This window comes from Collinsella sp. LCP19S3_B11, assembly GCF_052121915.1.
GTDB lineage: Bacteria > Actinomycetota > Coriobacteriia > Coriobacteriales > Coriobacteriaceae > Collinsella.
The window spans coordinates 18,399-43,625 of sequence record NZ_JBQKDI010000004.1 but is presented as its reverse complement, the minus strand read 5'-3'; the positions used below and the strand labels follow the sequence as shown (position 1 = coordinate 43,625).

Here is a 25,227-nt window from a genome sequence, read left to right as displayed (position 1 = left end):
GCACATGCAAGCGCCGGCTGCATTATGCGGCCGGCGCTTTTACTACGGTTTCGATGGTTTACGACGGAAAGGGCTGGGCCATGAAGCTCGCGCTTGCACAGATCGATATGCGCCTGGGTGATATTGAGGGCATTTGCGGTCGCATCGAGGACCAGGCTCGTCTGGCCCACGAGCGCGGGGCGCGCGTGCTGTGCGTCCCGGCTCCGCTCTTTATGGGTGCTCTGCCCGGCGGCCTGGTGGGTACTGCCGACTTTGAGCACGACATGCTGACAGGCCTGACCGGTGTTGCCGAGCGTATCCAAGAGCTCGATATGATCTGCATCGTGCCCGCGGCGGTTTCGTTTGAGGGCCAGCCGCTGCTCGACTACATGATGCTCAAGGACGGTCGTGTGGTGCCGGCGCGATCGAGCATTGCCCTGCAGCGTGGCGAGAACAACGACACGCGTTGGGCGCCGCCGGTGTTCGACGTGGACGGCGTGCGCATCGCCGTGATTTTTGACTTGGACCGCGAACTCGAGATGTTGCCGACCGGTGTTGACCTTATTGCGTATTTTCAATTCAACGCGTTTGACATGACCGACCGCGAGACTGCCGCCATCGCCGCCGTTCGCAGCGGTGCCTACCGCAAGATCGCATCTAAGCGCAGCGTGTGGTTTGCCTGCATGGCGCCGGTCGGTGCGTACGACGAGTCGGTATATACCGGCGGTTCGTTTGTGCTCGACGACTGCGGTCGCGTGGTGGCCCAGGCGCCGTGTTTTGAGGAGAGCCTGCTGGTTCAGGAGATTCAGCGCGGCGTGATGCTCGATGCCCTGGAAGATCACGAACTGCCCGAGTTTCGTTCCGAGGCGTGGCTGTGGCAGGCGCTGGTGCTCGCCGTGCGCGACAATGCCCGCGCTCGCGGCACGTCGCGTGCTGTGGTGGCACTCGAGGGTGACTTGCCGTCGTCCCTGCTGGCGGCACTTGCCGTTGACGCTCTGGGCCCGCGTAATGTGATTGGCCTTGTGCTGGGGCGCAACCGTATCTTTACGCCGGCTCAGGAAGAGGCCGAGGCTGCCCGCTGTGCCGCCGTCCGCGCGATTGCCGAGCGCCTGCACATTCGCACCGTCGAGCGCGATGCACCGGATGCGGCGCGTGTGCTCGATCGCGACGTGTCGGCGGGCGATGCCGAGCGTCTGCGCTCGCGTGCACTGGGCCTGATGCTCGAGGATACGGCGCTCGAGCTGGGCGCCATGGCGTTGAGCCCGCTCTCCAAGACCGAGTACGCGCTAGCGGCGCCCGCACTGTCCGGCGGCTACCAGGGCGACTTTGCGCCCTTTGGCGATGTGTACCTGTCGACGCTTGAGTTTGTGGCGCGCGTGCGCAACCGCACGTCTGCCGTGGTGCCCCAAGAGCTCGTGACGCTCAACGCGGTGGAAGATTGTATGGAGCGAGTGCTGGCGCAGGCGCTCTCGACGCTCGACGGTCCGGTCGATATGCTCGACCGCGCGGCACAGCTGCTCGGCGGGCTTGAGCCGGGTGAGGTCGATGGCGCGCTCGAGGCGCATGTGGACCGCAATCGATCTTTCGACGACATCCCGATGGCCGCTGGCAAGCCTGAGGCCTGCTCGCTGCTGCTGATGCTCGTTCGACAGGGTGAGGCTGCCCGTCGCATGTTGCCGACGGCGCCGATCGTTTCGGCCCGTTCGTTTGCCGAGCGCGTTTGGCCGTACATGCTTGCGTGGTCCGATTTGGGGCTCAACGGCAAGGAGCGCATGACGGTTGATTCACTGGCGCGCGCCGAAGTGCGCCGCTTTGCCGATAGCGATACGGGCGATCGCATGCGCGGTGAGATGATGGGTCTGTTGGGTGAGCTGTTGGGTATTTCGCCCGAGCAGATGGAGGAGCTGCGCTCTGAGGACGGTCAGCGTCGTTTGCACGAGGGAATGAAAAAGTTCGAGGGCGAGGTCCAGGACGCCATCGAAAGGATGATGGGCGGCCAGGGCGGACCGCAGGGCGGGCCCCAGGGCACGCCGATGCCACATCCGCCGGTGGATCCCCGTCAGTTTTCTTTTTTCTCGCAGAACTAAACTGGGGATGGGGCAAAGGTTACGCGGTTTTGCCAAACCGCGTAACGAGTCGACGCTACGCGAGCCCCTGCCGGGCCATCTGCCGCTCAAACCGTCGCTTGCGTACAGAAGTACGCGGCGCTCCTCTTTCGCGACACCTTGCCACGGCAGGGACTCGCTCGCTGACTTATGCTCAACCTATGGTTCGACCTTGCTTGCCAGATACGGTCGCTGTTGTGTTATTCTAGAACAGACGTTCGTGAATAGTGCGTGGGGCCTTGCCTTGCGCTGCGCTTGTGACGAGGGGAGGTTGGCTTGGTTATCTTGGGTATCGACCCTGGTTTGGCCCATACGGGGTGGGGGATTATCGAGGAGCGACGTGGCGAGGTTCGCTGTCGTGCCTATGGCTGCATCGAGACCAGTGCGGGAAGTCCGCTCGCAGTGCGCCTGTCGCATATCGCCCGCGACCTCAAGGGCGTTGTCGAACGCTATCGTCCCGATACCGCTGCTATCGAGAGCATCTACTTTGGCGCCAACGTTCGTTCGGCCATCCCCACGGCGCATGCCCGCGGCGCTGCGCTTGTGGCGCTTTCGGAGTGCGCGCTCGAGATTGGCGAATACACGCCTATGCAGATTAAGCAGGCTGTTGTGGGCACCGGCGCCGCAGACAAACGGCAGGTTGCCTACATGGTGCGCACGCTTACGCAGCTCGATCACGACCCGCACCCCGACCATGCCGCCGATGCCCTGGCCTGCGCCATCTGCCACGTTAACCTCAGCCGCACCCGCGCGCTTACCGGCGGCGAGTTCTATCAACAGAGAGGAACCGGATACTGATGATCTCCCAGCTCCACGGAACGCTTGTCGAGGCCACGATGAGCTCGGCCGTCGTCGATGTGTCGGGCGTTGGCTTTGAGCTCGGCATCTCGGGCAGCACTGCGGCCACGTTGCCGACGCCCGGCGGCGAGGTCCGCCTCTACACGCGTATGCAGGTGCGCGAGGACGCCATGACACTTTTCGGATTTTCCTCAAAGGATGAGCGCGCAATGTTCGACCGGCTCGTGTCCGTCTCGGGCGTTGGCCCGCGCTTGGCGCTCGCCGTGCTTTCCACCTATACCGTGGGGCAGCTGTATTCGCTGGTGATGGCCGAGGACGACAAGGGCATGGCCAAGGTTTCCGGTGTGGGTAAAAAGACAGCTCAGCGCCTCATTCTGGAACTCAAGAGTACCTTTGCCAAGGATAAGGGCTTTGTGCCGGTCGACGTGATTCCCGGACAGGTTGCGATGCCTGTGCCCGCTGCCGCTCCCTCGGCCATCGATGATGCCCGTGCGGCACTCCTTTCCATGGGCTTTAGCCCGCAGGAGGCCGATGTCGCTCTGAGCGGGTATGATGGGCAGGATATGCGTGTCGAGGATCTGCTCGGCGCGGCGCTTAAGCGACTCGGAATGGATGCGTGATGTGGGAAGCCGATGACTCTCAGGACCTGTGGGCGACGCCCGGCAACTCGCCGGCGGCATCCATGGCGCACGGTGAGCGCATGGTGGGCTCGGAGCTAACGCCCGAGGACCTCGATGTCGACCGTACCCTGCGTCCCCAGCGCCTGGACGACTACTGCGGTCAGGAGCATATCAAGCAGAGCCTTCGCGTGCTGATCGAGGCGGCGCAGAGCCGTGGCGAGACGCTCGACCACGTGATCTTCTCGGGCCCTCCGGGTCTGGGCAAGACCACGCTGGCCACCGTTATAGCCAACGAGCTGGGCGCTCAGATTAAGACGACGAGTGGCCCGGCCATCGCGCGCACCGGCGACCTGGCGGCCATCCTTACCAACTTACAGCCGGGTGACGTGCTGTTTATCGACGAGATCCACCGTCTCAACCGTTCGGTCGAGGAAGTCCTGTATCCCGCGATGGAGGACTTTGCGCTCGATATCGTGATTGGCAAAGGCCCGGCGGCGCGCTCGATTCGCCTGGATATCCCCAAGTTTACGCTGGTGGCGGCAACGACCCGCTCGGGTATGCTGACCGGCCCGCTGCGCGACCGTTTTGGTATTTCGTATCGCCTGGACTACTACACGGTCGAGGAGCTTGCCCAGATTGTGACGCGCTCGGCAACCATTTTGGGCGTGACAATAGACCATCCGAGCGCGCTCGAGATCGGCTCACGCTCGCGTGGCACGCCGCGCTTGGCTAACCGTCTGCTCAAGCGCGTGCGCGATTACGCCCAGGTGCGCGGCAACGGTCCTATTGAGCTTGACATTTGCCGTCAGGCGCTCGAGTTCTTTGAGATCGATGAGCTTGGTCTGGACTGGATGGACATTCGCATCTTGGAGACGCTCGCCAAGACGTTCTCCGGCCGTGCCGTGGGCCTGACGACCCTTGCCAGCGCGGTGGGCGAGGACCCGGGTACGCTCGAAGATGTCTACGAACCCTACCTGTTGCAGTGCGGATTGATGATTCGCACACCGCAGGGCCGCCAGGCAACCCTGCGCACATTCGAGCATTTGGGTATCGAGCCGACCCTGTAGGAATGGGCTTGTTTTAGCGCATCTGTAGGCTATCGCTGGGCATTGGATAAACATATCGCCGTTCATCGGTTATGGGCGTTTTACTATTGCGCGCCCGTGCTATGCTGAATTGGTCTTTTTCTCATCCGGTAACGAAAGGACCGCCCATGCCTACTGACATCGAAATCGCACGTTCTGTTACGCCGCTGCCCATTACCGAGGTGGCCAAGAACGCCGGCGTCGACGTAAAGCACCTGATTCCGTACGGCTTCGACAAGGCTAAGGTCGACTATTCACTGCTCAACGAGCCGACCGATCACCAGGCCAAGCTTGTCCTCGTGACCGCTATCAATCCCACGCCCGCAGGCGAGGGCAAGACCACCACGACCATCGGTCTGGCCGACGGTCTGCGTCGTCGCGGCGTCAAGAGCGCCGTTGCCCTGCGCGAACCTTCGCTCGGTCCCGTCTTTGGCGTAAAGGGCGGTGCCGCCGGCGGCGGCTGGGCCCAGGTCATCCCCATGGAGGATATTAACCTGCACTTTACCGGAGACTTCCACGCTATCGGTGCCGCCAACAACCTTCTGGCCGCCATGCTCGACAACCATATTCAGCAGGGCAACCAGCTCGGCATCGATGTTAAGCGCATCACCTGGAAGCGCGTCGTCGACATGAACGACCGTCAACTGCGCCATGTTATCGATGGCATTGGCGGCAAGGCCCAGGGCGTGCCGCGCGAGGACGGCTTCGATATCACCGTTGCCTCCGAGGTCATGGCAATCCTGTGCCTGTCCACGAGCATCAACGATCTTAAGGAGCGCTTGGGCGAGATCGTTGTCGGCTACAGCTATGCCGGCGAGCCCGTCCGCGCCCGCGACCTTAAGGCCCAGGGCGCCATGGCCGCGCTGCTTAAGGACGCGCTCAAGCCCAACCTGGTGCAGACGCTCGAGGGTACGCCCGCGTTTGTCCACGGCGGCCCCTTTGCCAACATCGCCCACGGCTGCAACTCCATCATGGCAACGCGTATGGCCATGCGTTTTGGCGACGTTGCGATTACCGAGGCCGGCTTTGGCGCCGACCTTGGTGCCGAGAAGTTCCTGGACATCAAGTGCCGCATGACGGGCGTTCGCCCCAGCGCCGTCGTGGTCGTCGCCACTGCCCGCGCGCTTAAGTACAACGGCGGTGTCGCCAAGGCCGACCTCAACGACGAGAACCTCGAGGCCCTCAAGGCCGGTATGCCCAACCTGCTGCGTCACGTCGACAACATCCAGAACGTCTATGGTCTTCCCTGCGTGGTCGCCATCAACCGCTTCCCGACGGACACCGAGGCCGAACTTGCGCTCATCGAGTCCGAGTGCCAGAAGCTCGGCGTCAACGTTAAGCTGTCCGAGGTTTGGGCCAAGGGCGGCGAGGGTGCGCTCGACCTGGCCGATGAGGTCATGCGCCTGATTGAGCAGCCGAGCGAGCTCAAGTTTGCCTACGAGGACGGTGCCGATGTGGCCGACGCCCTGGAGGCCGTTGCCACCAAGGTCTACCGCGCCGATGGCGTCGACTTTACGCCGGCTGCCAAGCGCCAGCTCGCCGAGCTGCGCGAGAACGGCTTTGGTAACCTGCCGGTGTGCGTCGCCAAGACCCAGTACAGCTTCAGCGATAACGCCAAGGCTCTGGGCGCGCCCGAGGGCTTCCGCATCACCGTGCGCGAGCTCAAGGTTTCCGCCGGTGCCCACTTTGTGGTCGCGCTGACCGGCAGCGTTCTGACCATGCCGGGTCTACCCAAGGTTCCCGCGGCCGAGAACATCGACGTCGACAACGACGGCAACATCACCGGCCTGTTCTAAGCCTGCTGCTCATAGCCGCTTGCCCGCCCCGCCGCGCCTACCAAGGCCCGGCGGGGCTTTTTGATCCTTAGGCCCGCGCACGTCTTGTAGATACCGACGGGCTTAGCCTGTCATAGGCTTGTACGCGGGTAGAATGCATGGATAACTTGATGCTTACGGGCGACGGAAAGGAATCGTTGCATGGACCAGGATAAGACGACCGTGATGGGCGGATATGGCTCCGCACAGGCCGGCGGTAGCGCCGACACGACCCGTATCGTGCCGAATCCCGGCAATGCTGTCCCCGATGCGACACAGACGTCTGCCGAACCCACACGAGTTATGGGCTATGGCGATACACCACGGGATCCGTTTGATTATGCACCGCAGGACTCGTATGGCAACGCGACGCCGAACCCGTATGGCAATGCGGCGGCAGATGCCTATAACAACCTGCCGCAAAATCCCATTCCACAACCTCAGCAGACGACATATATGCCGCGCACGGCACAGCCGCGCTACGAGTCGCACGACCGATACGCGCGCGAGCCGTATCGTGAGTATCCCAAGTCCATCCCCCAGTATGGCGAGGACGAGGAGAAGAAGCCTTCGCGTTCGTCGAGCGTGATCAAGAAGATCCTCATCGTGCTGGCGATCTTCTTTGCCCTTTCGATTGTGTTCGCCATTGTGTCGGGCATGCTCAACAAGCGGGGCGCCACGACTGATACCACGGCCGAGCAGACCGAGACTGCCCAGTCCGGCACCGTCGACCTGAGCGATATCCCGGGTCAGTACTGGTCAAACGCCAAGAAGCTCCTCAAGTCGCGCGGGGCCGATCTTTCGAATGCCGTGATTCTGACCGACGACGGCTCGACGCCCGTCGTCGATGCCAACTGGGTCGTCACATCTGCCTACTACAACGGTGACGGCAACCTTGAGATTCAGCTCACGCGCAAGGACGGCTCGTCGGGCAATGCGTCCGCTGATCAAGGCGCCACGGACAGCTCGAGCTCTAACACGCTGGAGGACCTGAGCAACAAGGCGCAGGAGCTTGGGGATAAGGCCCAAGAGCTGGGCGACACAGCCCAGAACCTCGGTGATACTGCTCAGAATCTGGGTGATATGGCAACGAACGCCTGGGATGCCCTGCAAAATGGCATTTCGGGCGCGCAGGGAAACTAGCGGCCGAGCGGAGCGGGGCTACAACTGTTCGGCCGGACGGTCGGGCGAGCTAAAGCCCGAGTCAAACGTGACAACGCATGATGCATCGGGCCTGCGCTCGTGCACGATATGCGTTACGCGCTCCAACAGCTCGTCGTCGGAGATGCGAAAGCCGTCGGGACGCACCAGGTCAAATGACACAAAGCCATCGTGCTCGTGAAGGTCGTGGATGGAGAGCGCGGGATCGATTTGCGCTATGCCGCGCTTGACCCAGCCGCGCAGGTCGTCGCCGGTGGTGGCGATGGGGTCGCAGTGCAGCGTGATGTCGATGCCCATCTGGCGTTTGATGTCGTGTTCGATGGTATCCAGAATCTCGTGGTGCTCAAAGGCATCGCCCTCGCCGGGCATTTCCACGTGTGCGCTGGCAAACTGACGGCCGGGGCCGTAGTCGTGCACCATGAGGTCGTGTGTGCCCAAGACCTGGGGGTACGACATGATCCTGTCGCGGATTTCCTGGACGAGCTTGGGGTCGGGCGCTTGTCCCAACAGTGGGCTGATGGCGTCGCGCACCAGGCCCATGCCGCTGATGCAGATGAAGATACCCACACTCAGGCCTGCCCAGCCATCGAGGTCAAAGCCGGTCGTCTGCGAAATAAGCGCCGCCGCCAAGACCGAGCCCGAGGTGATGACATCGTTTTTGGAGTCCTGCGCCGTGGCGATGAGCGTCTCCGAGTCGATGCGGTCGCCCAGCGCGCGGTTGAATGCGGCCATCCATAATTTGACGAGCATGGACAAGACGAGGGCGGCTAGGGAGACCAGCGTGTAGGCGGTGGGGGAGGGTTTGATGATCTTGGAGATCGATTCGAGCACCAGGTTGATGCCGACGGCACAAACGAGGACGGCGACAAACAAGCCGGCGAGGTATTCGTAACGGCCGTGGCCATAGGGGTGGCCTTCGTCTGCCGGACGGCTGGCGAGGCGGAACCCGAGCAAGCTCACAATGTTGCTCGAGGCGTCGGAGAGGTTGTTAAAGGCATCGGCGACAAGCGAGACAGAGCCGGCGAGCAGACCCGCGATGCCCTTGGCCAGGCACAGGGTAATGTTGAGGCCAATGCAGATGAGGCTTGCGGCAAAGCCCGCGTTGGTGCGACAAGATGCATCGACCGGCTCGCCCTCGCAGCCAGGAACAAGTGTATGTACCAGCCGATTTACAAATAGCATGGCGTACCTCCTCGCATCCTCGTTTAAGGGGATAGTGTAGCTCGCATGGGCGCGCCGTGCGCCGATGCTCAGAAAATGCAGCAATGGTCTGCTGGAGCTAACGAGCGGGGCTTTTTGTCCGATCGGGTGCTCCATTTTGGGCCACATGGGTATGGGCTTGTGCCTGCCTGCTCGACATACTTAATGTCGACAGCCCCTGCGTAAAGGAGGACGTATCCATGGACGAGATGTTTGCCATTAAATGCCAAAACTGCGGCGGCCCCATGTACTCACACCAGGCTAAACGCAGCTTTGAGTGCGCCTATTGCGGCACGGTCGTTCCGTGGCAGGCCGATGCGGGGGAGCCCAAGAGCGCCCTGGGCATTCGCCATGCGCCGCTGACAGTTGTCGATGGGCTGCTTAAGCTCACCCATGTGTCGCAGCTCGAGCGCCCGGTGGACCCCGACTGGTATTTCTTTAATACGCACTGGCGCAACCAGTCGGTTCTGGAGCATCTACTGTGGGAGGACCGCGGCACGGCGCAGGAGTTCCAGGAGGCCACGCACGTGAGCATCCCGTGCCCCTTCTGTGGCGCATCCTTCGAAGGCGAGTCGACCCAGCGCGTGTTTGAGTGCCCGTCCTGCGGCAATAAGATCGGCGTTGCAGACCTACTCAAGCCCGGTACCTTTAGCAAGCGCCTGACCATGGGCGTTGGTGCGGAGTATGTACCCGAGCAGGGTATTCCCTGCGAAATCTCGCCGCAGCAGGCACGTGCCAACGCGCTGCAGCTGGTGCACCAGTATGCGGAAGTCTTTGCCGGTCACGATGTAGAAGACGCTATCCAAAACGACATGATGCTCTTCTACTTTCCCATGGCGCTCGCGGATTTGCGCATGATGGCGTCCTTCCCGGGCAAGGGGCTGAGCAAGGAGACCTTGGTGTACTACGAGGTGCTCGACTGGGCATATCCGCGGGCAAACTACCTGGACGTTCGTCTTATGGGCATTTTGGAGCCGTGGGACTTTGGCAAGGTGGGGCCGTTCGATCCCGCTATGCAGGAAGGCGACTTCCGCGTCGTTTCCGTCGATGCATCTACCAAGGACCAGGTGGTCATTGATAAGCTGGCGCTCGACGTTGCCGGCAACGATGCCGAGGCGATGCTGGGGCTCAATAAAAAGAGTATCCGCACGTGGGCGCGCAAGGCCCGCAAACACAAGGATGGTCTGGTGATGGTGCCGGTCTACTTTGTCGATCGTCCGGCGTCGGACAGCCGCGAAGGCGAGCAGGTGCGCATTGCCGTAAACGGCCAGACGGGCCGCGCGGCCGCGGTGGTGTTTAGCGACAAGCGCGAGACGCATGTAGTGGCACCGCTCAACCCGAGCCTGCACCTGTCTGGCGAAAGTACCGTGCATGCCACGCCCATCGAGGTCAAATACGTTAAATCGCCGTTTCTGTACCAGATCGTGCGCCATGGAGGCGGTGAACAGCCGCGGCAGGCGGCGGCGGCAGTCGAGGGCTCCTACCGAGAAGAGAAGCCCAAACGTCGCGGCCTGCTGGGTGCGCTATTTGGGAAGTAGGGGAGCGGTGCCAGTTGTTGCTGTAGCGTGAAAGCCAGGAGAAGGGGCGGCTCGCAGGGGTGCGGGCCGCCCTATTTTTGTGCGGCGACAAGGCATGTGGGCGCTCAATTAAACGCTCATGCTCACAGCACAAACGTTGAGCAACATTACGTCTGCCGATAGCTATTAAAAAATGTCCGCTTGCGGTAGTAGTCTAATCGCAAGGCGTTTCCCAGCCTCTCGGGTTCTAGGAAGAAGCGGACGGGAGAGCAATGCAAAAGACCATGATGGACTCTATTCCCATAAGCTCACGGGCCTGTACACTATGGGCAAAAACGGGCGGTGCGGAAGAGCGTAACCTGTGGTCGCCTCTTTATGTTCATATGGCCGATTCTGCGGGTGTTGCGTGCAAGCTTTGGAACGAATGGCTTGCGGAACCTGTCAAGCACCAAATCGCGAACGCATTTGGCTGTGGCGACTCTGTAACGGCGGCGCTCGTTACCTGGCTTGCTGGTATTCACGACATTGGTAAGGCGACGCCGGGCTTCCAGTACAAGGTCTCGGAGCGGGCAGAACTTGTTGAACAAGCGGGGCTTCAGGTTCCGAGCCCCCGCATCATGAACCGCCCTCCATCGCACGCCTTCATGAGTGAGGTGATCCTCGAAGATTGGCTTGATAGGCGCGGTTGGAGTTGCTCGTGGACATTCGGGTGCATTCTGGGAGCGCACCATGGAACCACGCCATCGTCCGATAGTGTGCTCAAAGGTATAGCGAGCGCATCGCGCAATTTTCCCAACGAGAACTTGGGTGATGACGATTGGTGCGCCGTCCAAGAGGAACTTCTTGACTGGATGTTTGAGGAGTCGGGGATGGCGAAGTTCGAGAGTGTCTTTAGCTCGTCACCTGTTCCTCAACCAGAACAAGCACTCGTCTCTGCGCTGGTTATCGTTGCCGATTGGATTGCCTCAAATTCAGATCTGTTCCCTCTTGACTCTTGCATCGGCTCTTATGACGAATTTATCAAGCGCACCGATGCCGCATGGGCTTCGCTGGCGTTGCCCCCGGCGTGGCAGGCGATGCCGGTAAAGGAAGAGGGACAAGAGCTGTTTCATCACCGCTTTATTGGTCTTCCTGAGGATGCGAGCTTGCGACCCGCGCAGGAGCAGGCGATGCAGGCGGCATCCGACATGGACGGCGCAGGGCTACTCATTATCGAAGCGCCCATGGGCAACGGCAAAACAGAGGCCGCACTGATGTGCTCAGAGATTATGGCTCCGAAAACCGGGGCTGGGGGAATCGCCTATCTTCTACCGACAATGGCAACTTCCAACGCGATGTTCAAGCGCGTTAAAGATTGGCTCGAGTGCGTTCCCGATTCGCGGGGCCGCAGTACGCAGTCGATGCAACTTTTGCATAGCAAGGCGGCTTTGAACCCGGACTACGACAGCCTGCGAAGCTGGGGACACACTTGGATGGGGGACGATGCAAATAGGTGCTCTGAGGAAGACACGATCGCCCACCAATGGTTTAGCGGAAGGAAGCGTGGTCTTCTGTCGTCATTTGTTGTGGGCACGGTCGACCAGCTGCTTATGGCGGCGCTCAAGGCGCGCCATGTGCAGCTTAGGCACTTGGGCCTTGCCGGCAAGGTTGTCATAATCGATGAGGTTCATGCCTACGATGCCTATATGAATGTCTATCTTGACCGTGTGCTCACGTGGCTTGGCGCTTACGGCGTGCCGACCATACTGCTTTCGGCAACGCTTCCCGCTGAGCGCCGCAACGAGCTCATCCACGCCTATCGGGGTAGGGATAGAAAATCCACTCGTCGCGCATCAAAGCGGAAAGATATTCCGGAAGCTCCTCGTAAAGCACCGGGGGAGCCGTCGTACCCGCTCGTTACAACGGCAACCCGAAATGGAGCGCTAGACGATAGCATGTACCGAGCATGCGATGACCCTTCGATCGGAACAAACGTTATTGTCGAACGATTGGAAGACGACGATTCTGCGCTGGTTGCACAATTGGAGGACTTATTGTCCGATGGTGGTTGCGCATGCGTGTTGCGAGACACGGTTTCCCGTGCCCAAAGCTCCTACGAGCAGTTGAAGACTGCCTTTGGCGATTCGTGCGTAAAGCTCGTCCATTCGCGCTTTATTGCCGTCGACCGCATGGAAAATGATGCGGAACTGCTGCGACTGCTTGGTCCCGACTCTGCCGACAGGCCCAGTAAACTCATCGTAGTGGGTACGCAGGTGATCGAGCAATCCCTCGACATTGATTTCGACGTAATGATCACCGATGTAGCCCCTATCGACCTTTTGCTGCAGCGAATGGGACGCCTACACCGCCATGAACGCGGGGAAAATCAGGGACAGCGTCCGGAGAAGCTCAGGCAAGCACGTTGCTTTATCACGGGCATCGAGGACTGGGCGACTGCTCCGCCTAAGGTGAATGGGGGTATAGAGAAGGTCTATCACCCTGCGATGCTTTTGCGCAGCTTGCTGTCGCTGAGGGCAAAGAGTACCGATGGGGGGACGGCTATGGTCAATCTGCCTCACGATATTGCTGGCCTTGTCGAGCGGACGTATTCACGAAGCATTGCGGCGGAAGAGTTGTGCGATGCGGGCGCAGCACCGGAATGGGTTCATGCTTTGCAAAGCGCAGAAGAAGAGCTGGAGAAGGCAAAAGAGAACAAGCAGCTCAAGGCAAATGCCTGGCTTCTGAGCAAGCCACAGAAGGGGACGCAAAGTCTTATTGGCTGGCTGAATGAAACCTTCTCGCTTGCAGACGAGACAAAAGCACGCGCTGCCGTTCGCGATTCTGGTGACACGGTTGAGGTTATTGCGGTCCAAGTAGGCAACGACGGTTTCACGCTGCTTCCCTGGGTCACCGACATAAAGGGGAGCCGTCCGTGTCAGGGCTATTTAGGGGACGGTAGTGAAGCGCCTGACGATGAGGTTGCCCGCCTTGCGGCGAGTTGTACCGTGAGCCTGCCATTCTGGCTATCGTCTGAGCAGGTAATTGATGCCCTGGAGACAAAATCTCAGGCGCTCAGATGGCAAGAGTCAAGATGGCTTCAAGGTCAACTGGTCTTGGCGTTTGATTCAAACCTAGATACGGTAATAGAAACGAAAGATGCTATCTATCGCATGCACTATTCGCGTAAGGCCGGGCTTGAACTTGTTGAAACAGTGAGGAAGAAAGGAGATGCGCAATGAGCCAGAATGTGAGTTTTAACCTCGTGGACGAACCATGGATCTGCGTTCGCGATTTGGGCGGGGCGACGCGCGAGGTATCACTGCTCGAGCTATTTGAGCAAGCGTCAAGCATCAAGTGCTTGGCTAACGATCTACCCACACAGGATTTTGCGATTCTGCGCGTTTTGCTGGCAGTGCTGCAAAGGGCAATTTCTCCGACGCTCGATGATGACGACGTTCCAGCGGAGGTTTGGGGGCGCCTATGGCGTGCGCACGAACTGCCCATCGACCAGATTCACGAATACCTCGACGAGTGGCACCATCGTTTCGATTTGTTTGACGAGGAACAGCCTTTTATGCAGGTTGTTGGTTTGCGCTGGAAGGATAACGAGAAAAAAGAGAACAACCTGTACAGGATTATTGGAGATAGTTGGTCTCGAGAGGATAAGCGTCTATTTCTTCAAAGGGCAGGCTCTGGGCTCGCTAGATTGACGTTTGCCGAGGCAGCGAGATGGCTGGTTCATCTGCAAGCTTTTGCTCTTGGAATTCCTGGACAGCCAGTTTTGGGGGAGAAAGCGGAATCTATTAAAGGCGGGAAGGTATATCCTGGCGGTCCAGGCCCAGATGGCCTATTGGGCTGTATGTATCTAGAAGGCGATTCTTTGACAGATACCCTTCTTTTAAATTTTTTGCCTACTGCCTCTCGTTCTGATGAGGACTGTCTGTTCCTCGAGGATGATAAGCCTTGTTGGGAGGTTAATCCGTTGCTGGTCTCAGACGGCCATGAGGAGTCTTTCCCCCGCGGGCGCGCGGAGCTTTTCACATGGCAATCGAGATGGGTACGGCTGATTCCATGCGAGCGGAATGTGATCGATGCAATCGTAAGTGCCGGGCGAAAGATGGAAAAGAGCAATCAGAGGCTCCGCCAAATTGAAAGCATGACTGCCTGGAAAGAGAGGGTTGGGGCGTCCAGGACTTCCGGAATTGAGTTTTTGCCTCGTAAACATGAGAGAGATCAAGCTATGTGGCGGGGTATCATTTCTATATTCGGAGGGGCCGCCGAACAAGAGTCTCGCATTGTTCCTCCTGAGGTTATCTCTTGGGTAAAAAGGATGAGTGGCAGAAGCTCAGGATCGCTGCTTCGTTGGAGCGATTATGTTAACGTCCACGCCGTAGGATTTGAATATGTTGATGCTAAGTGCGGAGCTGTTACCGTTGTTTTTGATGACAAGGTCGAATTAAGTGCATATCTGCTCTCTGACAAGGGAGAGGACCTGGTAAATCTTGCAAAGGAACTTGTGACATCGACATCAAAGGCGGTTTTTGCCTTGGGCTGTTTTGCCGCAAACCTCCGCATAGCGTCGGGAGGAAGCGCGGAAAGGGAGTATCAGAAAGCGAAGCCGGACGAAAAACCAAAAGAAACAGCGAAAGAGAAAGCGAGTGCTCGGGCTTTCTTTGAGATTGATTCGCCGTTTCGTCAGTGGCTTGCCGCTCTTAACGAGACCAGCAACGCGGAGGTAGAGAGGCGTCGATGGCGCCGTACCGCACGCGTGATTATCAAAGCGCATGCCGATGTCCTCCTTCGCGAAGCTGGTCCGGAGGCAATCGTTGGCGCTCCTGCTCAAAACGAGAAGGGAGAAACCGCAGATTGGATGACGGCCTCGAAAGCAGAGGCTAAGTTGAACGCCGCCCTTAAAAAGTATCTGCCGCTTGAAGAAGACGAGCCAAACGATAAAGAGGTTCAAGCATGACGAAAACCAAGGAGCAACGCCCAGAGCAGCTTATGCTCGCATTCGTGCACGGGCGCATATGCTCTATCCAAAACGACTATCTGTCTGCCAGCAGAAAACCACGAGGAGCGCGAAAGTTGGCAACATTGCGCTATGCGCTTCTTTTGCCCATGGGCTCAAGCGCAGATGCATGGTCACTTGTGTTCGAGGGCCTGCCTGCCGAGCTTGTGGGGAGAGGCGCCGAACCATCGTGGGCCGAGACGGCGGTTCATGCCGCGCTCACGCTCTATGCGGTTCATCAACAGGGCAAAACCAAGCCAATGTATGTGCCTGGCGATGAACATTCGTTTGGTGCGGCCCTGCGACAGCTCGTGCGGAGTGATAAGGGACGTTACTCGAATCTCGAAGAGGGCGAAATGCCTCGAAGGTTTAGGGCCTTTATAACGGCCGATTCCATGGAAGAGACGCTTCACTATGCAAGGCAGCTTATACAGCAGCTGCGAGCTGCCGAGATTCCCGTTGATTACGCGCGTTTTGCAGCACAGCTATACACACTGCAAAACCCCTATACAGCAGATAAGGTGCGTCTTGCGTGGGGGCGTGAATATAGTCGAATACCAAAGGCCGAGTCCGGCATCGATGCCAGCCCTTCGGAAGAATAGTTGATGAGGGAAATGACCAAGAAAGGACCTGCTATGAAAAAGCCCCAGTTCATCGATATCCACATTCTTCAGACCGTCCCCCCGAGCAATATCAATCGAGATGATACGGGCAGTCCAAAAACGGCATATTTCGGCGGAGTCAAGCGCTCAAGGGTTTCAAGCCAAGCGTGGAAGAAGGCCGCGCGCGATTTGTTCCCTGACTTTCTGGATGAGGCAAATCTTGGAACACGTACCAAATATGCCGTTAGGTTAATTGCGAAGGAGGCGACTAAGCTTGATGCGCAGATTGATGAGCAGGAAGCTCTAGAGAGTGCGAAGAAAAGTCTAAAAGCCTATCTAAAGGGAAATAACGAACCAAAATTCGAGGATAAAAAAATAGACCCTTATAAGCTTAAGGCGCTATTGTTTATAAGTCCTTATGAGGTTCAGGAGCTTGCAAAGTGCGTTGCGGGCTTGCAGGATGTTTCGAAAGTAAAGAGTGCGGTAAAGAACAAGAAGAGTCAAGAATCCGCGTCCAAAGATACGGTAGATATTTCACTGTTCGGAAGAATGGTCGCCACTGATCCCAGTTTGAATGTCGACGCCTCCGTTCAGGTTGCCCACGCCATTGGCATCGGGAAGATGAATCCAGAATTCGATTATTTCACTGCTCTTGACGATTGCTCGCCCGAAGACAATGCGGGCGCAGCAATGATTGAGACAACGGAGTTCACGTCATCGACAATGTATCGCTATGCAACTATTGATGTGTTGCATCTGTGTAAAAATCTCGGTTCGGCTGCGGTTGCTTGCCGCGGCATCGAGGCGTTTTTGAAGGCATTCATTACTTCCATGCCCACGGGAAAGCAGAATTCGTTTGCAAACCGCACACTCCCCGGAGCGGTTGTCCTTCAACTGAGGGATACGCAACCGGTGAGCTTGGTGAATGCCTTTGAAAAACCTGTTGAGGCGTCGTATGGGAAAAGCCAGATTGAAATTGGTTGTGAGCGTTTGGCCAAACAGGAAGAGGCGATTGACAAGGCGTTTGGAACGACCCCGCAAAAGACGTTCGTTATAACTGCATCTCCGGATGCGCAGTCTCTTCCCAGTGCCATGGGTGTCGAAGGGGCATGTGATCTTGACGCCGCAATTGCGCAAATCTCGCAAGCGTGTGCTGCTTATCTGGCCGAAAATGGCCACCAAACCGAAGAGGTGGACTAGCTATGGCGGTCCTGCTGCTCAAATTGGCGGGTCCGCTACAATCATGGGGGTCGTCGAGCAGGTTCACCGAGCGCGGAACAGAGCACGAGCCGACGAAGAGCGGCGTTGTAGGTCTGCTTGCCGCAGCCTTGGGTCGTTACCGAACAGATCCCGTTGATGACCTTGCGGCACTACGCTTTGGCGTGCGTATCGATCAGCCAGGAACGTTTCTAAGTGACTTTCAAACCGAGCACAAACGAAAGTGGGACTCGCAGAGCGCTCGATGGGTGTCGGGCGATGCCCTGCCTTTAACTTGTCGGCATTATCTGGCCGATGCTGTGTTTGTTGCGGCCCTTGAGGGCGATTTGGGACTCTTGCAAAGGTGCGCCGAGGCGCTTGACGCTCCGGCGTTCCCCCTGTTTCTAGGTCGCCGTTCCTGTCCACCCGCGTGCAGAGTACATATTGGGCTGTTTGAGGATGCGGCGTTGCTCCAAGCTTTGCGCAGTCACCCCTGGGAAGCAAGCGAGAGATATCAGGGCAACTGGAAGTTCCGCGGTAAAGAAAGCGTTGACCTGGAGATTCTCTACGATAAGCAGGGTTCTGACGAAGGCGAGGGCTACGATGTTCCGCTGCGCGACGTGCCCATCAGCTTTTCGCAGGAGCATCGCCAATACAGCTTTCGTACTGTTGCCCATACAACAGCAACGGTTAGGAACCCGAAATATGTTGGCACGCAGGCCGACCATGATCCTTGGTCTGCTCTAGGAAAGGAGGTATAGCCGATGTTCTTTACCCAGTTTCCCATCAATATGACGCGGAGGGAGTCGCGTGCGATGCTCGCCTCGCCCTATCGCATGCATGCGGCGATTGCAGGCAGCTTCCCCTTTTCTCAGACGAGCGGGGACGGCCGCGTGCTTTGGCGCGTGGATAGAATGCCTGATGGGGGTTCTCGCCTTTATATCGTGAGCCCTGGCAAGCCGAGCTTGGTAGGGCTTGATGAACAAATCGGGTGGCCCGACTGCGAACCGCAGTGGGGCACGCGCGGATACGATCCGTTTTTGGGGCGCATCTCGAACGGACAGACCTATTCGTTTCGCTTGGTAGCGAATCCGTCGCTCAACAGAAGCACGCGTGGCGGCAAAAGCGACCTGCTAAACAGCGAGGGCGAACCTAAGAGAAATAGAATTGGCCACCTGACCATTCTGGAGCAAACTGCCTGGCTCGTTGGAGCTCAAGCATATAAGGGCGCCGACAAGGAAGTGCCAAGCATTTTTGCGCCCGAGCGGGGATCACGTGCCCAAAGGAATGGTTTTGAGGTTTTGAGCGACGATGAGGGCTGCCCGAGCTTGATTGTTAGTAATTCCAACAGAATCTCGTTTACCAAGGGTGTCCAAGGAAACAAAGTCACCTTTACGCGCGCCCAGTACGATGGCGTGTTGCGCGTGACCGATGCTGATGCCTTGCGCCATGCGCTTGTGTGTGGCATCGGGCATGCCAAAGGATTCGGATGCGGCCTTCTCACGCTGGTTCCACTGGATAGGTGAGCGGCATGGGCGATAATCCTGGCATGATCAAGCCTGATTTGCGCGCACTGCCCACGATAAAGGAGCGAATGACGTTTCTTTATGTCGAGCGATGTCTTGTGAGCAGGCAAGATAGCGCAGTGAGCATAACCGATGCGCGCGGAACGGCGTATGTCCCCGCGGCTTCTCTTGGAGTGCTTATGCTGGGGCCTGGGACCAATATCTCTCATCGTGCGGTTGAGTTGCTCGGCGATTCGGGGACAAGCGTGATTTGGGTGGGCGAGCACGGCGTTCGCTACTATGCGCACGGCCGGCCGCTCACCCATTCTTCTCGGTTGGTTGTCGCGCAGGCTGAACTCGTGTCGAACACTCGAAGGCGTCTTGCCGTGGCACGAGCGATGTACGGCATGCGCTTTCCCGGCGAGGACGTATCGAATTACACGATGCAGCAGCTCCGTGGCCGCGAGGGAGCTCGGATTCGAACACTCTATCGGCGGCTGTCGAAGCAATACGACGTCCCATGGGAGGGGAGGGAATACAACCCCGATGATTTTCTTGATGCAAGCCCAATCAATCAGGCGCTGTCGGCTGCCCATGCATGCCTTTACGGAGTCGTTCACAGCGTGATTGTAGCGCTGGGGTGCTCTCCGGCATTGGGATTTGTCCACGTTGGCCATGAGCGCTCGTTTGTGTATGACATTGCCGATTTGTATAAAGCAGAGGTGACGATTCCCATCGCTTTCGAAGTGGCTTCCGATCCTCCAGAGGATATCGGGGCGGACACGCGTCGGTGCACTCGTGATGCGTTTCTTGACGGGAAGATAATGGAGCGCTGTGCTCGCGATATCAGGGGTCTGCTGCTGGGCGACTTCGAGACAGAGGACGAGCCTGATATCGATACGATGTTCCTCTGGGATGAGAGGCGCCCTGCCGTTGCTTTTGGAGTTTCCTATGGCAAGGAAAACGACGTCCAGGTGGATGCCACCGAAGAGAATAACGGAGTGCTTGTGGAAGGATAACGGGTGATTGTTGTTGTTTTGGAAAAATGCCCTCTTGCACTTCGCGGCGACCTAACGAAATGGTTGCAGGAGATTAGCCTAGGCGTGTATGTCGGCAGGGTGAGCGCGCGTGTAAGGGACGAGCTTTGGAGCCGTATTTGCAAAGAATGCAAAACAGGGCGTGCCACGATGGTTTTTTCTGCACGCAACGAGCAACACCTCAACTATCGAGTGCACAACACCGCGTGGGAACCTATCGATTTTGATGGCATCAAGCTGATGATGCGGCCTTCGCCTTCGCGCATGAAGGCCCTTGGCACGAAGAGAGTGGGTTGGAGTTACGCGGCGATGCGATCGAAGGCGCGTCGCGGGAGCGTGGCAGCCGAAACGGACGAGCCGCGCGAATACGTTGTACTTGATGTTGAGACCACGGGGCTGGACCCAGACAAAGATGCGATTATCGAGATTGCCGCCATCAAAGTTGAGCAGGGTGTTGAGGCGGGCAGGCTCCATGAGCTTATTCGATACGAGAAAGGCATCCCAAAGAAGATAGTCGAGCTAACAGGCATTACCGATGAAATGCTTGCCGAAAAGGGGATCGAGCTTGAGCGAGCGGTGAGCGACCTGCTTTCCTTTGTCGGGAGCCGCATAGTGGTTGCGCATAATGCTTCGTTCGATACCGGCTTCGTGCAGGCAGCGTGCGAAGAATGCGACCTAGACGATTTTGACAATGAGTGCATCGACACCATTACACTGGCAAAGAAGAAGATGCCCGATGCGCCGAACTATCGCTTGAAGACCCTGCTCGGCCTTTTGAACCTTGACAATCAAATACCCCATCGTGCCGAGTCTGATTGTGAGGCGACCTTGAGCTTGTTTAGCAAACTGATTAAAATGGGGTCCACATCAAAGGGATAGGGTGTTTTGAGCTGGGATTTTTAAGTCTGCTCCCCGCACACGCGGGGATGATCCCGAACGGCGAAGAAGCAGTTTTCTTGAAAAACGCTGCTCCCCGCACACGCGGGGATGATCCCGCTAGAAGCGATGCTCTCGTTCGCGGGATGGCCTGCTCCCCGCACACGCGGGGATGATCCCTAAAAAAGCCGTCCCGAGCTAGCAACAAGGAACTGCTCCCCGCACACGCGGGGATGATCCCCGCAAATGGCGTACACAGTCCGTCAGACGGCGCTGCTCCCCGCACACGCGGGGATGATCCCGTTCCGATTTGCGGGAATGCCTTCAGGTCGCCCTGCTCCCCGCACACGCGGGGATGATCCCAGCCGCCTCGATGGGCGCGGACGCATCGCCGCCTGCTCCCCGCACACGCGGGGATGATCCCTCGACATCCTTCTCATATGGTTCCTTGCAATCCTGCTCCCCGCACACGCGGGGATGATCCCGCCTTCAAATCGCCCATGTCGTTTGAGTAGGCCTGCTCCCCGCACACGCGGGGATGATCCCGACTATCGGTACAATCTCGTTTCCGAAATTGACTGCTCCCCGCACACGCGGGGATGATCCCGTAATCAACTACTGGACGGAACACCCTAACGCCTGCTCCCCGCACACGCGGGGATGATCCCTCTCTTGGGAGCGCAATCGGCCGAGTCGACACCCTGCTCCCCGCACACGCGGGGATGATCCCGATAGCGCCGGACCAATCCGAGATATCGTCGGCTGCTCCCCGCACACGCGGGGATGATCCCATGCGGATGAACTCGCGCGACTTGATGCGGCGCTGCTCCCCGCACACGCGGGGATGATCCCGGTGTCGGGTCGGTACCGGCGGGGGCGACGCACTGCTCCCCGCACACGCGGGGATGATCCCAGGGGTGATTGAATGGCTGATGTGGCGAGCGGCTGCTCCCCGCACACGCGGGGATGATCCCGATAGCGCCAGACCAATCCGAGATATCGTCGGCTGCTCCCCGCACGCGCGGGGATGATCCCGTCACTACTGACGGCAAGGGCACCACTACCGTCTGCTCCCCGCACGCGCGGGGATGATCCCTCGAACGTACCCTTCGCCTTGTCACCGGACTGCTGCTCCCCGCACGCGCGGGGATGATCCCGACCGCTCGAAGCTGTGCCAATGGAAGAGCTACTGCTCCCCGCACGCGCGGGGATGATCCCATCGTCATGGGGTGGGGCGGCAAGTGCGTGGACTGCTCCCCGCACGCGCGGGGATGATCCCGTTAAATTTACTACGTCCAATCAATGCAACTACTGCTCCCCGCACGCGCGGGGATGATCCCTTCGATAACGAGGATCTAAAGCGAATCAGCGGCTGCTCCCCGCACGCGCGGGGATGATCCCTCCGAAACCGAACGCATCGCAAGACTGGACCGCTGCTCCCCGCACGCGCGGGGATGATCCCGTGGCCGCCCACCTGTCGCACTCGGCCTGCGCCTGCTCCCCGCACGCGCGGGGATGATCCCGCCTAATTCTTTTGAGAAGGAGAGTGAGAGAGCTGCTCCCCGCACGCGCGGGGATGATCCCACCCGCTCGACGCTCGAGCGCAACATTCTCGACTGCTCCCCGCACGCGCGGGGATGATCCCAAGACGATCCTGCGAAACGTGAAGCGCGACAGGGGGGAAAGGGCGAAGTTCGCCCGCGTGACGAGTGGGCGCAACACGTGCCCCTTCTGCCTCATGCTCGCCGGGCGCGGGGCGGTCTACCATAGCCGGAAGACGGCAGGACAGTTCGACCACTGGCACAGGCACTGCACGTGCAAGATCGTGCCGAGCTTCTCGGGTGACAAGTACGAAGTGCTCGTCGAGGGGCACGATCCGAAGGACGCACAGAGATGGAGCGATCGCGTCGAGGATGCCAAGAAATCGAAAAAGGAGATTCCAGATTATCCTGATGATGCGGGTGCGGAAGCCGAAGCGCTCCAAGGAGCCCTCGACGACGCGTGGGCGGCTCACCTAAAAAACGGTTCGACAAAAACTACGTATCGCGAATGCTACGCAAAGGCTGTCCGCTCCGTGGTTCCTGAAAACCCAATCGAGATCGAGGACTTCTCGAAACTCGACGGAAAGGAGCTTCAGGAGGCGATGTGGCTGGCAAAAACTGGCCATAAGATTAAATTCAGGAACCCGAACGACCATAAAGGCACGGACGGTAACACATCGGACGTCCTCCTCGACGGCGTCACCTGCGACTTCAAGACAATCAGCTCCCCAAAGGTCAAGAAGGCGGTAGGGGAGATCACCGCGAAGCTCGATAGGCAAGGCCCCGAGTTTCTTCTGGATATTACGGAAAGCCGAATCACGGAAGATGAGGCACTTGTCCGCATGGCACAGCTTCTCGATGATCCGGATATAACGAAGATCTTCGTGGTAAAAACGGCCGAATATACGAGCTAAAAAAATGACCGGAGGTCTGCCCGGGCCCCGTAGCCCAAGCTTTCTCCGGTCGACTTGATTATACCCCACATCGGGGCGTGGCGGAATGGCAGACGCGCGTGCCTCAGGAGCACGTGGGCATCGCCCGTGCGGGTTCGAGTCCCGCCGCCCCGACCAAAACGTTGAACCAGGCCATCCGCACGGGTGGCCTTTTCATGTCGAAAAGCGCCCCGCACGGGGCAAGACGATGCCCCGTGCGGGGCGGAAATGGAGGGAGCATGGCCCAGGAGACCACGCCCGCCGAGACCGATCCGATCGACCCTGCACAGGGCGGAGAGATCGGTCAAGAGCCCGACTACAAGGCGCTCTACGAGAACGCGCTGAAGGAGTTGCGCAAAGACCCCCGCACCCGCACGCAACATCGACCTCTCCATGATGCCTCCTGGCTTGTTTCTGTTGCCGCCGCGATCTAAAACAAGCAGCTCTCAATCAGCTCTTTGCCGCGCAGGGTGTCGATCCACTCCTGCGGAATTGCGTCCATGCCGTAGGCTGTGCCGGCGAGGGCGCCTGCGACGGCTGCGGTGGTGTCGGTGTCGTCGCCCAGGTTGACGGCGGCAAGGACGCAATCTTCGTAACTGTTAGTGTTGACAAAGCACCAGCTGGCGGCCTTAAGGGTGTCGCGCACGAAGCCGCCAGACCTGATTTCACGCTCGGGCACGTCTTTCAGCTGGAGCACCCATGAGGGAAGCGCGCCGTCCATCGCGGACCTCATCAGCTCGATGAACGTGACGCATGACTCGGTCGACGTTCTGTGAACGTGCGTGATCGCGGAGACCTTGCTGATCTCTTCGTCTGTCGCATCGGTGAACGCCAAGGGCGCGATGCGCATGAGCGATCCGTTGCCGTTGTCGCGCTCGCCAGAGCCTCCTTTGCCGGCGTGCAGGGCGCGGGCGGTCGTGCCGCCATAATCGAAAACACCGTCAATCGTATACTCGCCACGGGCAATCCAGCCTACGAACTTGTCGCGCATGTCCGCGGTGTCGATATGCCCGAGCTCCCTAATCGAGTCACAGGTAGCAAGCGTCATAGATGTGTCGTCGCTCCAGGTACCGGCGGGCTGCCCATGCGTGCCGTAGCCGATCATGTCCGTGCATTCGAACGTGTCGCGGAGCCTGAACTCGTAAGGAACGCCCAGCGCGTCGCCGACGGCAAGCCCGTAAATACAGTCGCGTAGCGTTGTTTTCGGTCTGTCTGTCATGGGAACACCTCTCGTACTTTGGATTGAGGATGCGCGGCTACCTGCGGCAGTGTGTCCAGCTCAATTCGGGACGCAGCGAGTCCCGAATTGAGAGAGCTTGTCAGCTAATCTGACAAATGAAAAAACCCGCAACGCTATTGCTTTATACAGCAATAGGGACCTCTTTTGGGCGCCCTGCCTTTGGTGCGTCGGCGAGTCGTGCCTCGATGGAAGCTTTGGACACCATGCGCTTGGTGCCATCCTTCCATGAATCCAACAGTCCTGCATTTATCAGTTGCGATACCCGTGCTGAGCTAACACCGAGCATACGCGCGGCATCCGCTGCGGTGACGGCGGGGATGTCGCCGAGTTCGCGACTGACGGCCACGGCGATAATCTTGCCACCGTGCTGCGGCTCGTGGCCAAAGTCCGGCGCAGGCAGGTCGACGCCGCCCATTAGGTGGTCATCGACCATGCATGCGAGAAAATCAGCGGCGCTTTCGACAGCGTCGTTTAGGTCGGATCCGAACGTTCCACCTCCGCCCAGCGAGCCACATGGCACAGCGTCGACAACGCCGTCCGAATCAAAGAACTCGAATTCCCATATGTAAACCATGTAAGACCTCCTCTAAAACTCGATGCGGAATGTGATGAGGATGAGCTATCGAAGTCCTGCCTGCCTTAAGATTCTTTTGGTAATTTGATCCTCAATCTCTCGGTGGCGTTTCACGAGCACGAGTTTATCTCCTTTGACGAACTTCTCGTGATTAGTGCCTCCTTTCGAGATGAAGCCGGCTTCTTCGAGGATGCGGATCAATTCGCGTCTCTGCATCTTAGCCTCTTTCAATAACTATATATTAGCACTTCCTAAGGGTTTTTAGACTTAAATCTTCGCTATTGCTAACCCTTTGTCTCACTTCGCCATCCTTGGATGGCGGCTTATATTCCTTGTGGTATTAGTTTATTTGCTCGTGCGGACACGATTTGGTGTTCTGCGCGCGACCGCGAAAAGGGTCGACAGGATCAAGGACCGCGACGTTTTTCTACGTAACCGGCTGTTGACTGCCTGTGTC

The 25,227-nt window shown here is 58.6% G+C and carries 21 protein-coding genes, 1 tRNA gene and 1 CRISPR repeat array; of the genes, 18 read left to right on the top strand and 4 right to left on the bottom strand.

Features of this window, described 5'->3' with window-relative positions; all coding sequences use genetic code 11:
* The first annotated feature begins 53 nt into the window (after positions 1–53).
* From ACTQV4_RS03540 to ACTQV4_RS03515, 6 genes are all read left to right on the top strand, one after another.
* Positions 54–2,066 (top strand): hypothetical protein, encoded by a 2,013-nt coding sequence (locus ACTQV4_RS03540; protein ID WP_441569303.1) that lies wholly within the window; start codon positions 54–56, stop codon positions 2,064–2,066.
* 294 nt (positions 2,067–2,360) lie between these two features.
* Positions 2,361–2,882 carry a crossover junction endodeoxyribonuclease RuvC gene (ruvC, locus tag ACTQV4_RS03535; protein ID WP_035137351.1) on the top strand — a complete coding sequence of 174 codons (522 nt, stop codon included), beginning with the start codon at positions 2,361–2,363 and terminating at the stop codon, positions 2,880–2,882.
* Complete coding sequence (ruvA, locus tag ACTQV4_RS03530) at positions 2,882–3,502, top strand: Holliday junction branch migration protein RuvA (protein WP_441569302.1); 621 nt, start codon at positions 2,882–2,884, stop codon at positions 3,500–3,502. The genes ruvC and ruvA overlap by 1 nt, the downstream gene beginning before the upstream one ends.
* The gene (ruvB, locus tag ACTQV4_RS03525; RefSeq protein ID WP_152073622.1) at positions 3,502–4,569 is read left to right on the top strand and encodes a Holliday junction branch migration DNA helicase RuvB; all 1,068 of its coding nucleotides are present in this window, start codon (positions 3,502–3,504) and stop codon (positions 4,567–4,569) included. The genes ruvA and ruvB overlap by 1 nt, the downstream gene beginning before the upstream one ends.
* A gap of 146 nt (positions 4,570–4,715) precedes the next feature.
* Positions 4,716–6,383 (top strand): formate--tetrahydrofolate ligase, encoded by a 1,668-nt coding sequence (locus tag ACTQV4_RS03520; protein WP_427794639.1) that lies wholly within the window; start codon positions 4,716–4,718, stop codon positions 6,381–6,383.
* Positions 6,384–6,563: 180 nt separating this feature from the next.
* Positions 6,564–7,544, top strand: a complete 981-nt coding sequence (locus tag ACTQV4_RS03515) for a hypothetical protein (protein WP_441569301.1) — start codon at positions 6,564–6,566, stop codon at positions 7,542–7,544.
* An 18-nt stretch (positions 7,545–7,562) separates the two neighbouring features.
* Here the strand turns inward: ACTQV4_RS03515 and ACTQV4_RS03510 are convergent, their stop codons facing one another.
* The gene (locus ACTQV4_RS03510) at positions 7,563–8,744 is read right to left on the bottom strand and encodes a cation diffusion facilitator family transporter (protein ID WP_441569300.1); all 1,182 of its coding nucleotides are present in this window, start codon (positions 8,742–8,744) and stop codon (positions 7,563–7,565) included.
* 218 nt (positions 8,745–8,962) lie between these two features.
* Between ACTQV4_RS03510 and ACTQV4_RS03505 the strand changes: the two genes are divergently transcribed.
* The 12 genes from ACTQV4_RS03505 (at position 8,963) to ACTQV4_RS03450 (ending at position 23,390) form a co-directional block, all read left to right on the top strand.
* The gene (locus ACTQV4_RS03505; protein ID WP_441569299.1) at positions 8,963–10,300 is read left to right on the top strand and encodes a hypothetical protein; all 1,338 of its coding nucleotides are present in this window, start codon (positions 8,963–8,965) and stop codon (positions 10,298–10,300) included.
* Between the two features lie 251 nt (positions 10,301–10,551).
* Positions 10,552–13,497, top strand: coding sequence for a CRISPR-associated helicase Cas3' (gene cas3 / locus ACTQV4_RS03500; protein ID WP_441569298.1), 2,946 nt, complete (start codon positions 10,552–10,554; stop codon positions 13,495–13,497).
* Complete coding sequence (gene casA / locus ACTQV4_RS03495) at positions 13,494–15,227, top strand: type I-E CRISPR-associated protein Cse1/CasA (protein ID WP_441569297.1); 1,734 nt, start codon at positions 13,494–13,496, stop codon at positions 15,225–15,227. Before cas3 ends, casA begins: the two co-directional genes overlap by 4 nt.
* The gene (casB, locus tag ACTQV4_RS03490) at positions 15,224–15,868 is read left to right on the top strand and encodes a type I-E CRISPR-associated protein Cse2/CasB (protein WP_441569296.1); all 645 of its coding nucleotides are present in this window, start codon (positions 15,224–15,226) and stop codon (positions 15,866–15,868) included. Before casA ends, casB begins: the two co-directional genes overlap by 4 nt.
* Positions 15,869–15,901: 33 nt before the next feature.
* Positions 15,902–17,068: a type I-E CRISPR-associated protein Cas7/Cse4/CasC gene (cas7e, locus tag ACTQV4_RS03485; RefSeq protein WP_441569295.1), complete on the top strand. Its 1,167-nt coding sequence runs from the start codon at positions 15,902–15,904 to the stop codon at positions 17,066–17,068.
* 2 nt (positions 17,069–17,070) lie between these two features.
* Positions 17,071–17,826, top strand: a complete 756-nt coding sequence (gene cas5e / locus ACTQV4_RS03480) for a type I-E CRISPR-associated protein Cas5/CasD (RefSeq protein WP_441569294.1) — start codon at positions 17,071–17,073, stop codon at positions 17,824–17,826.
* A 3-nt stretch (positions 17,827–17,829) separates the two neighbouring features.
* On the top strand, positions 17,830–18,591 hold the full coding sequence (gene cas6e / locus ACTQV4_RS03475) for a type I-E CRISPR-associated protein Cas6/Cse3/CasE (protein WP_441032287.1): 762 nt from the start codon (positions 17,830–17,832) through the stop codon (positions 18,589–18,591).
* 5 nt (positions 18,592–18,596) lie between these two features.
* On the top strand, positions 18,597–19,589 hold the full coding sequence (gene cas1e / locus ACTQV4_RS03470; protein ID WP_441569293.1) for a type I-E CRISPR-associated endonuclease Cas1e: 993 nt from the start codon (positions 18,597–18,599) through the stop codon (positions 19,587–19,589).
* Positions 19,590–19,592: 3 nt separating this feature from the next.
* Positions 19,593–20,486, top strand: a complete 894-nt coding sequence (gene cas2e, locus ACTQV4_RS03465; RefSeq protein WP_441569292.1) for a type I-E CRISPR-associated endoribonuclease Cas2e — start codon at positions 19,593–19,595, stop codon at positions 20,484–20,486.
* A 26-nt stretch (positions 20,487–20,512) separates the two neighbouring features.
* Positions 20,513–22,128: a CRISPR direct-repeat array (repeat unit 29 nt; unit sequence CTGCTCCCCGCACACGCGGGGATGATCCC).
* An 18-nt stretch (positions 22,129–22,146) separates the two neighbouring features.
* Positions 22,147–22,938 (top strand): VG15 protein, encoded by a 792-nt coding sequence (locus ACTQV4_RS03460; RefSeq protein WP_441032294.1) that lies wholly within the window; start codon positions 22,147–22,149, stop codon positions 22,936–22,938.
* Between the two features lie 71 nt (positions 22,939–23,009).
* Positions 23,010–23,094 (top strand) — tRNA-Leu (locus ACTQV4_RS03455).
* 101 nt (positions 23,095–23,195) lie between these two features.
* The gene (locus tag ACTQV4_RS03450) at positions 23,196–23,390 is read left to right on the top strand and encodes a hypothetical protein (RefSeq protein WP_441569291.1); all 195 of its coding nucleotides are present in this window, start codon (positions 23,196–23,198) and stop codon (positions 23,388–23,390) included.
* On the opposite strand, the gene ACTQV4_RS03445 is transcribed toward ACTQV4_RS03450, so the two are convergent.
* The 3 genes from ACTQV4_RS03445 to ACTQV4_RS03435 form a co-directional block, all read right to left on the bottom strand.
* Complete coding sequence (locus ACTQV4_RS03445; RefSeq protein WP_441569290.1) at positions 23,387–24,175, bottom strand: ADP-ribosylglycohydrolase family protein; 789 nt, start codon at positions 24,173–24,175, stop codon at positions 23,387–23,389. The genes ACTQV4_RS03450 and ACTQV4_RS03445 overlap by 4 nt on opposite strands.
* 142 nt (positions 24,176–24,317) lie before the next feature.
* The gene (locus ACTQV4_RS03440) at positions 24,318–24,770 is read right to left on the bottom strand and encodes a helix-turn-helix domain-containing protein (RefSeq protein ID WP_427795744.1); all 453 of its coding nucleotides are present in this window, start codon (positions 24,768–24,770) and stop codon (positions 24,318–24,320) included.
* Between the two features lie 45 nt (positions 24,771–24,815).
* Positions 24,816–24,986, bottom strand: coding sequence for a type II toxin-antitoxin system HicA family toxin (locus tag ACTQV4_RS03435; protein WP_427795745.1), 171 nt, complete (start codon positions 24,984–24,986; stop codon positions 24,816–24,818).
* Positions 24,987–25,227: the final 241 nt, after the last annotated feature.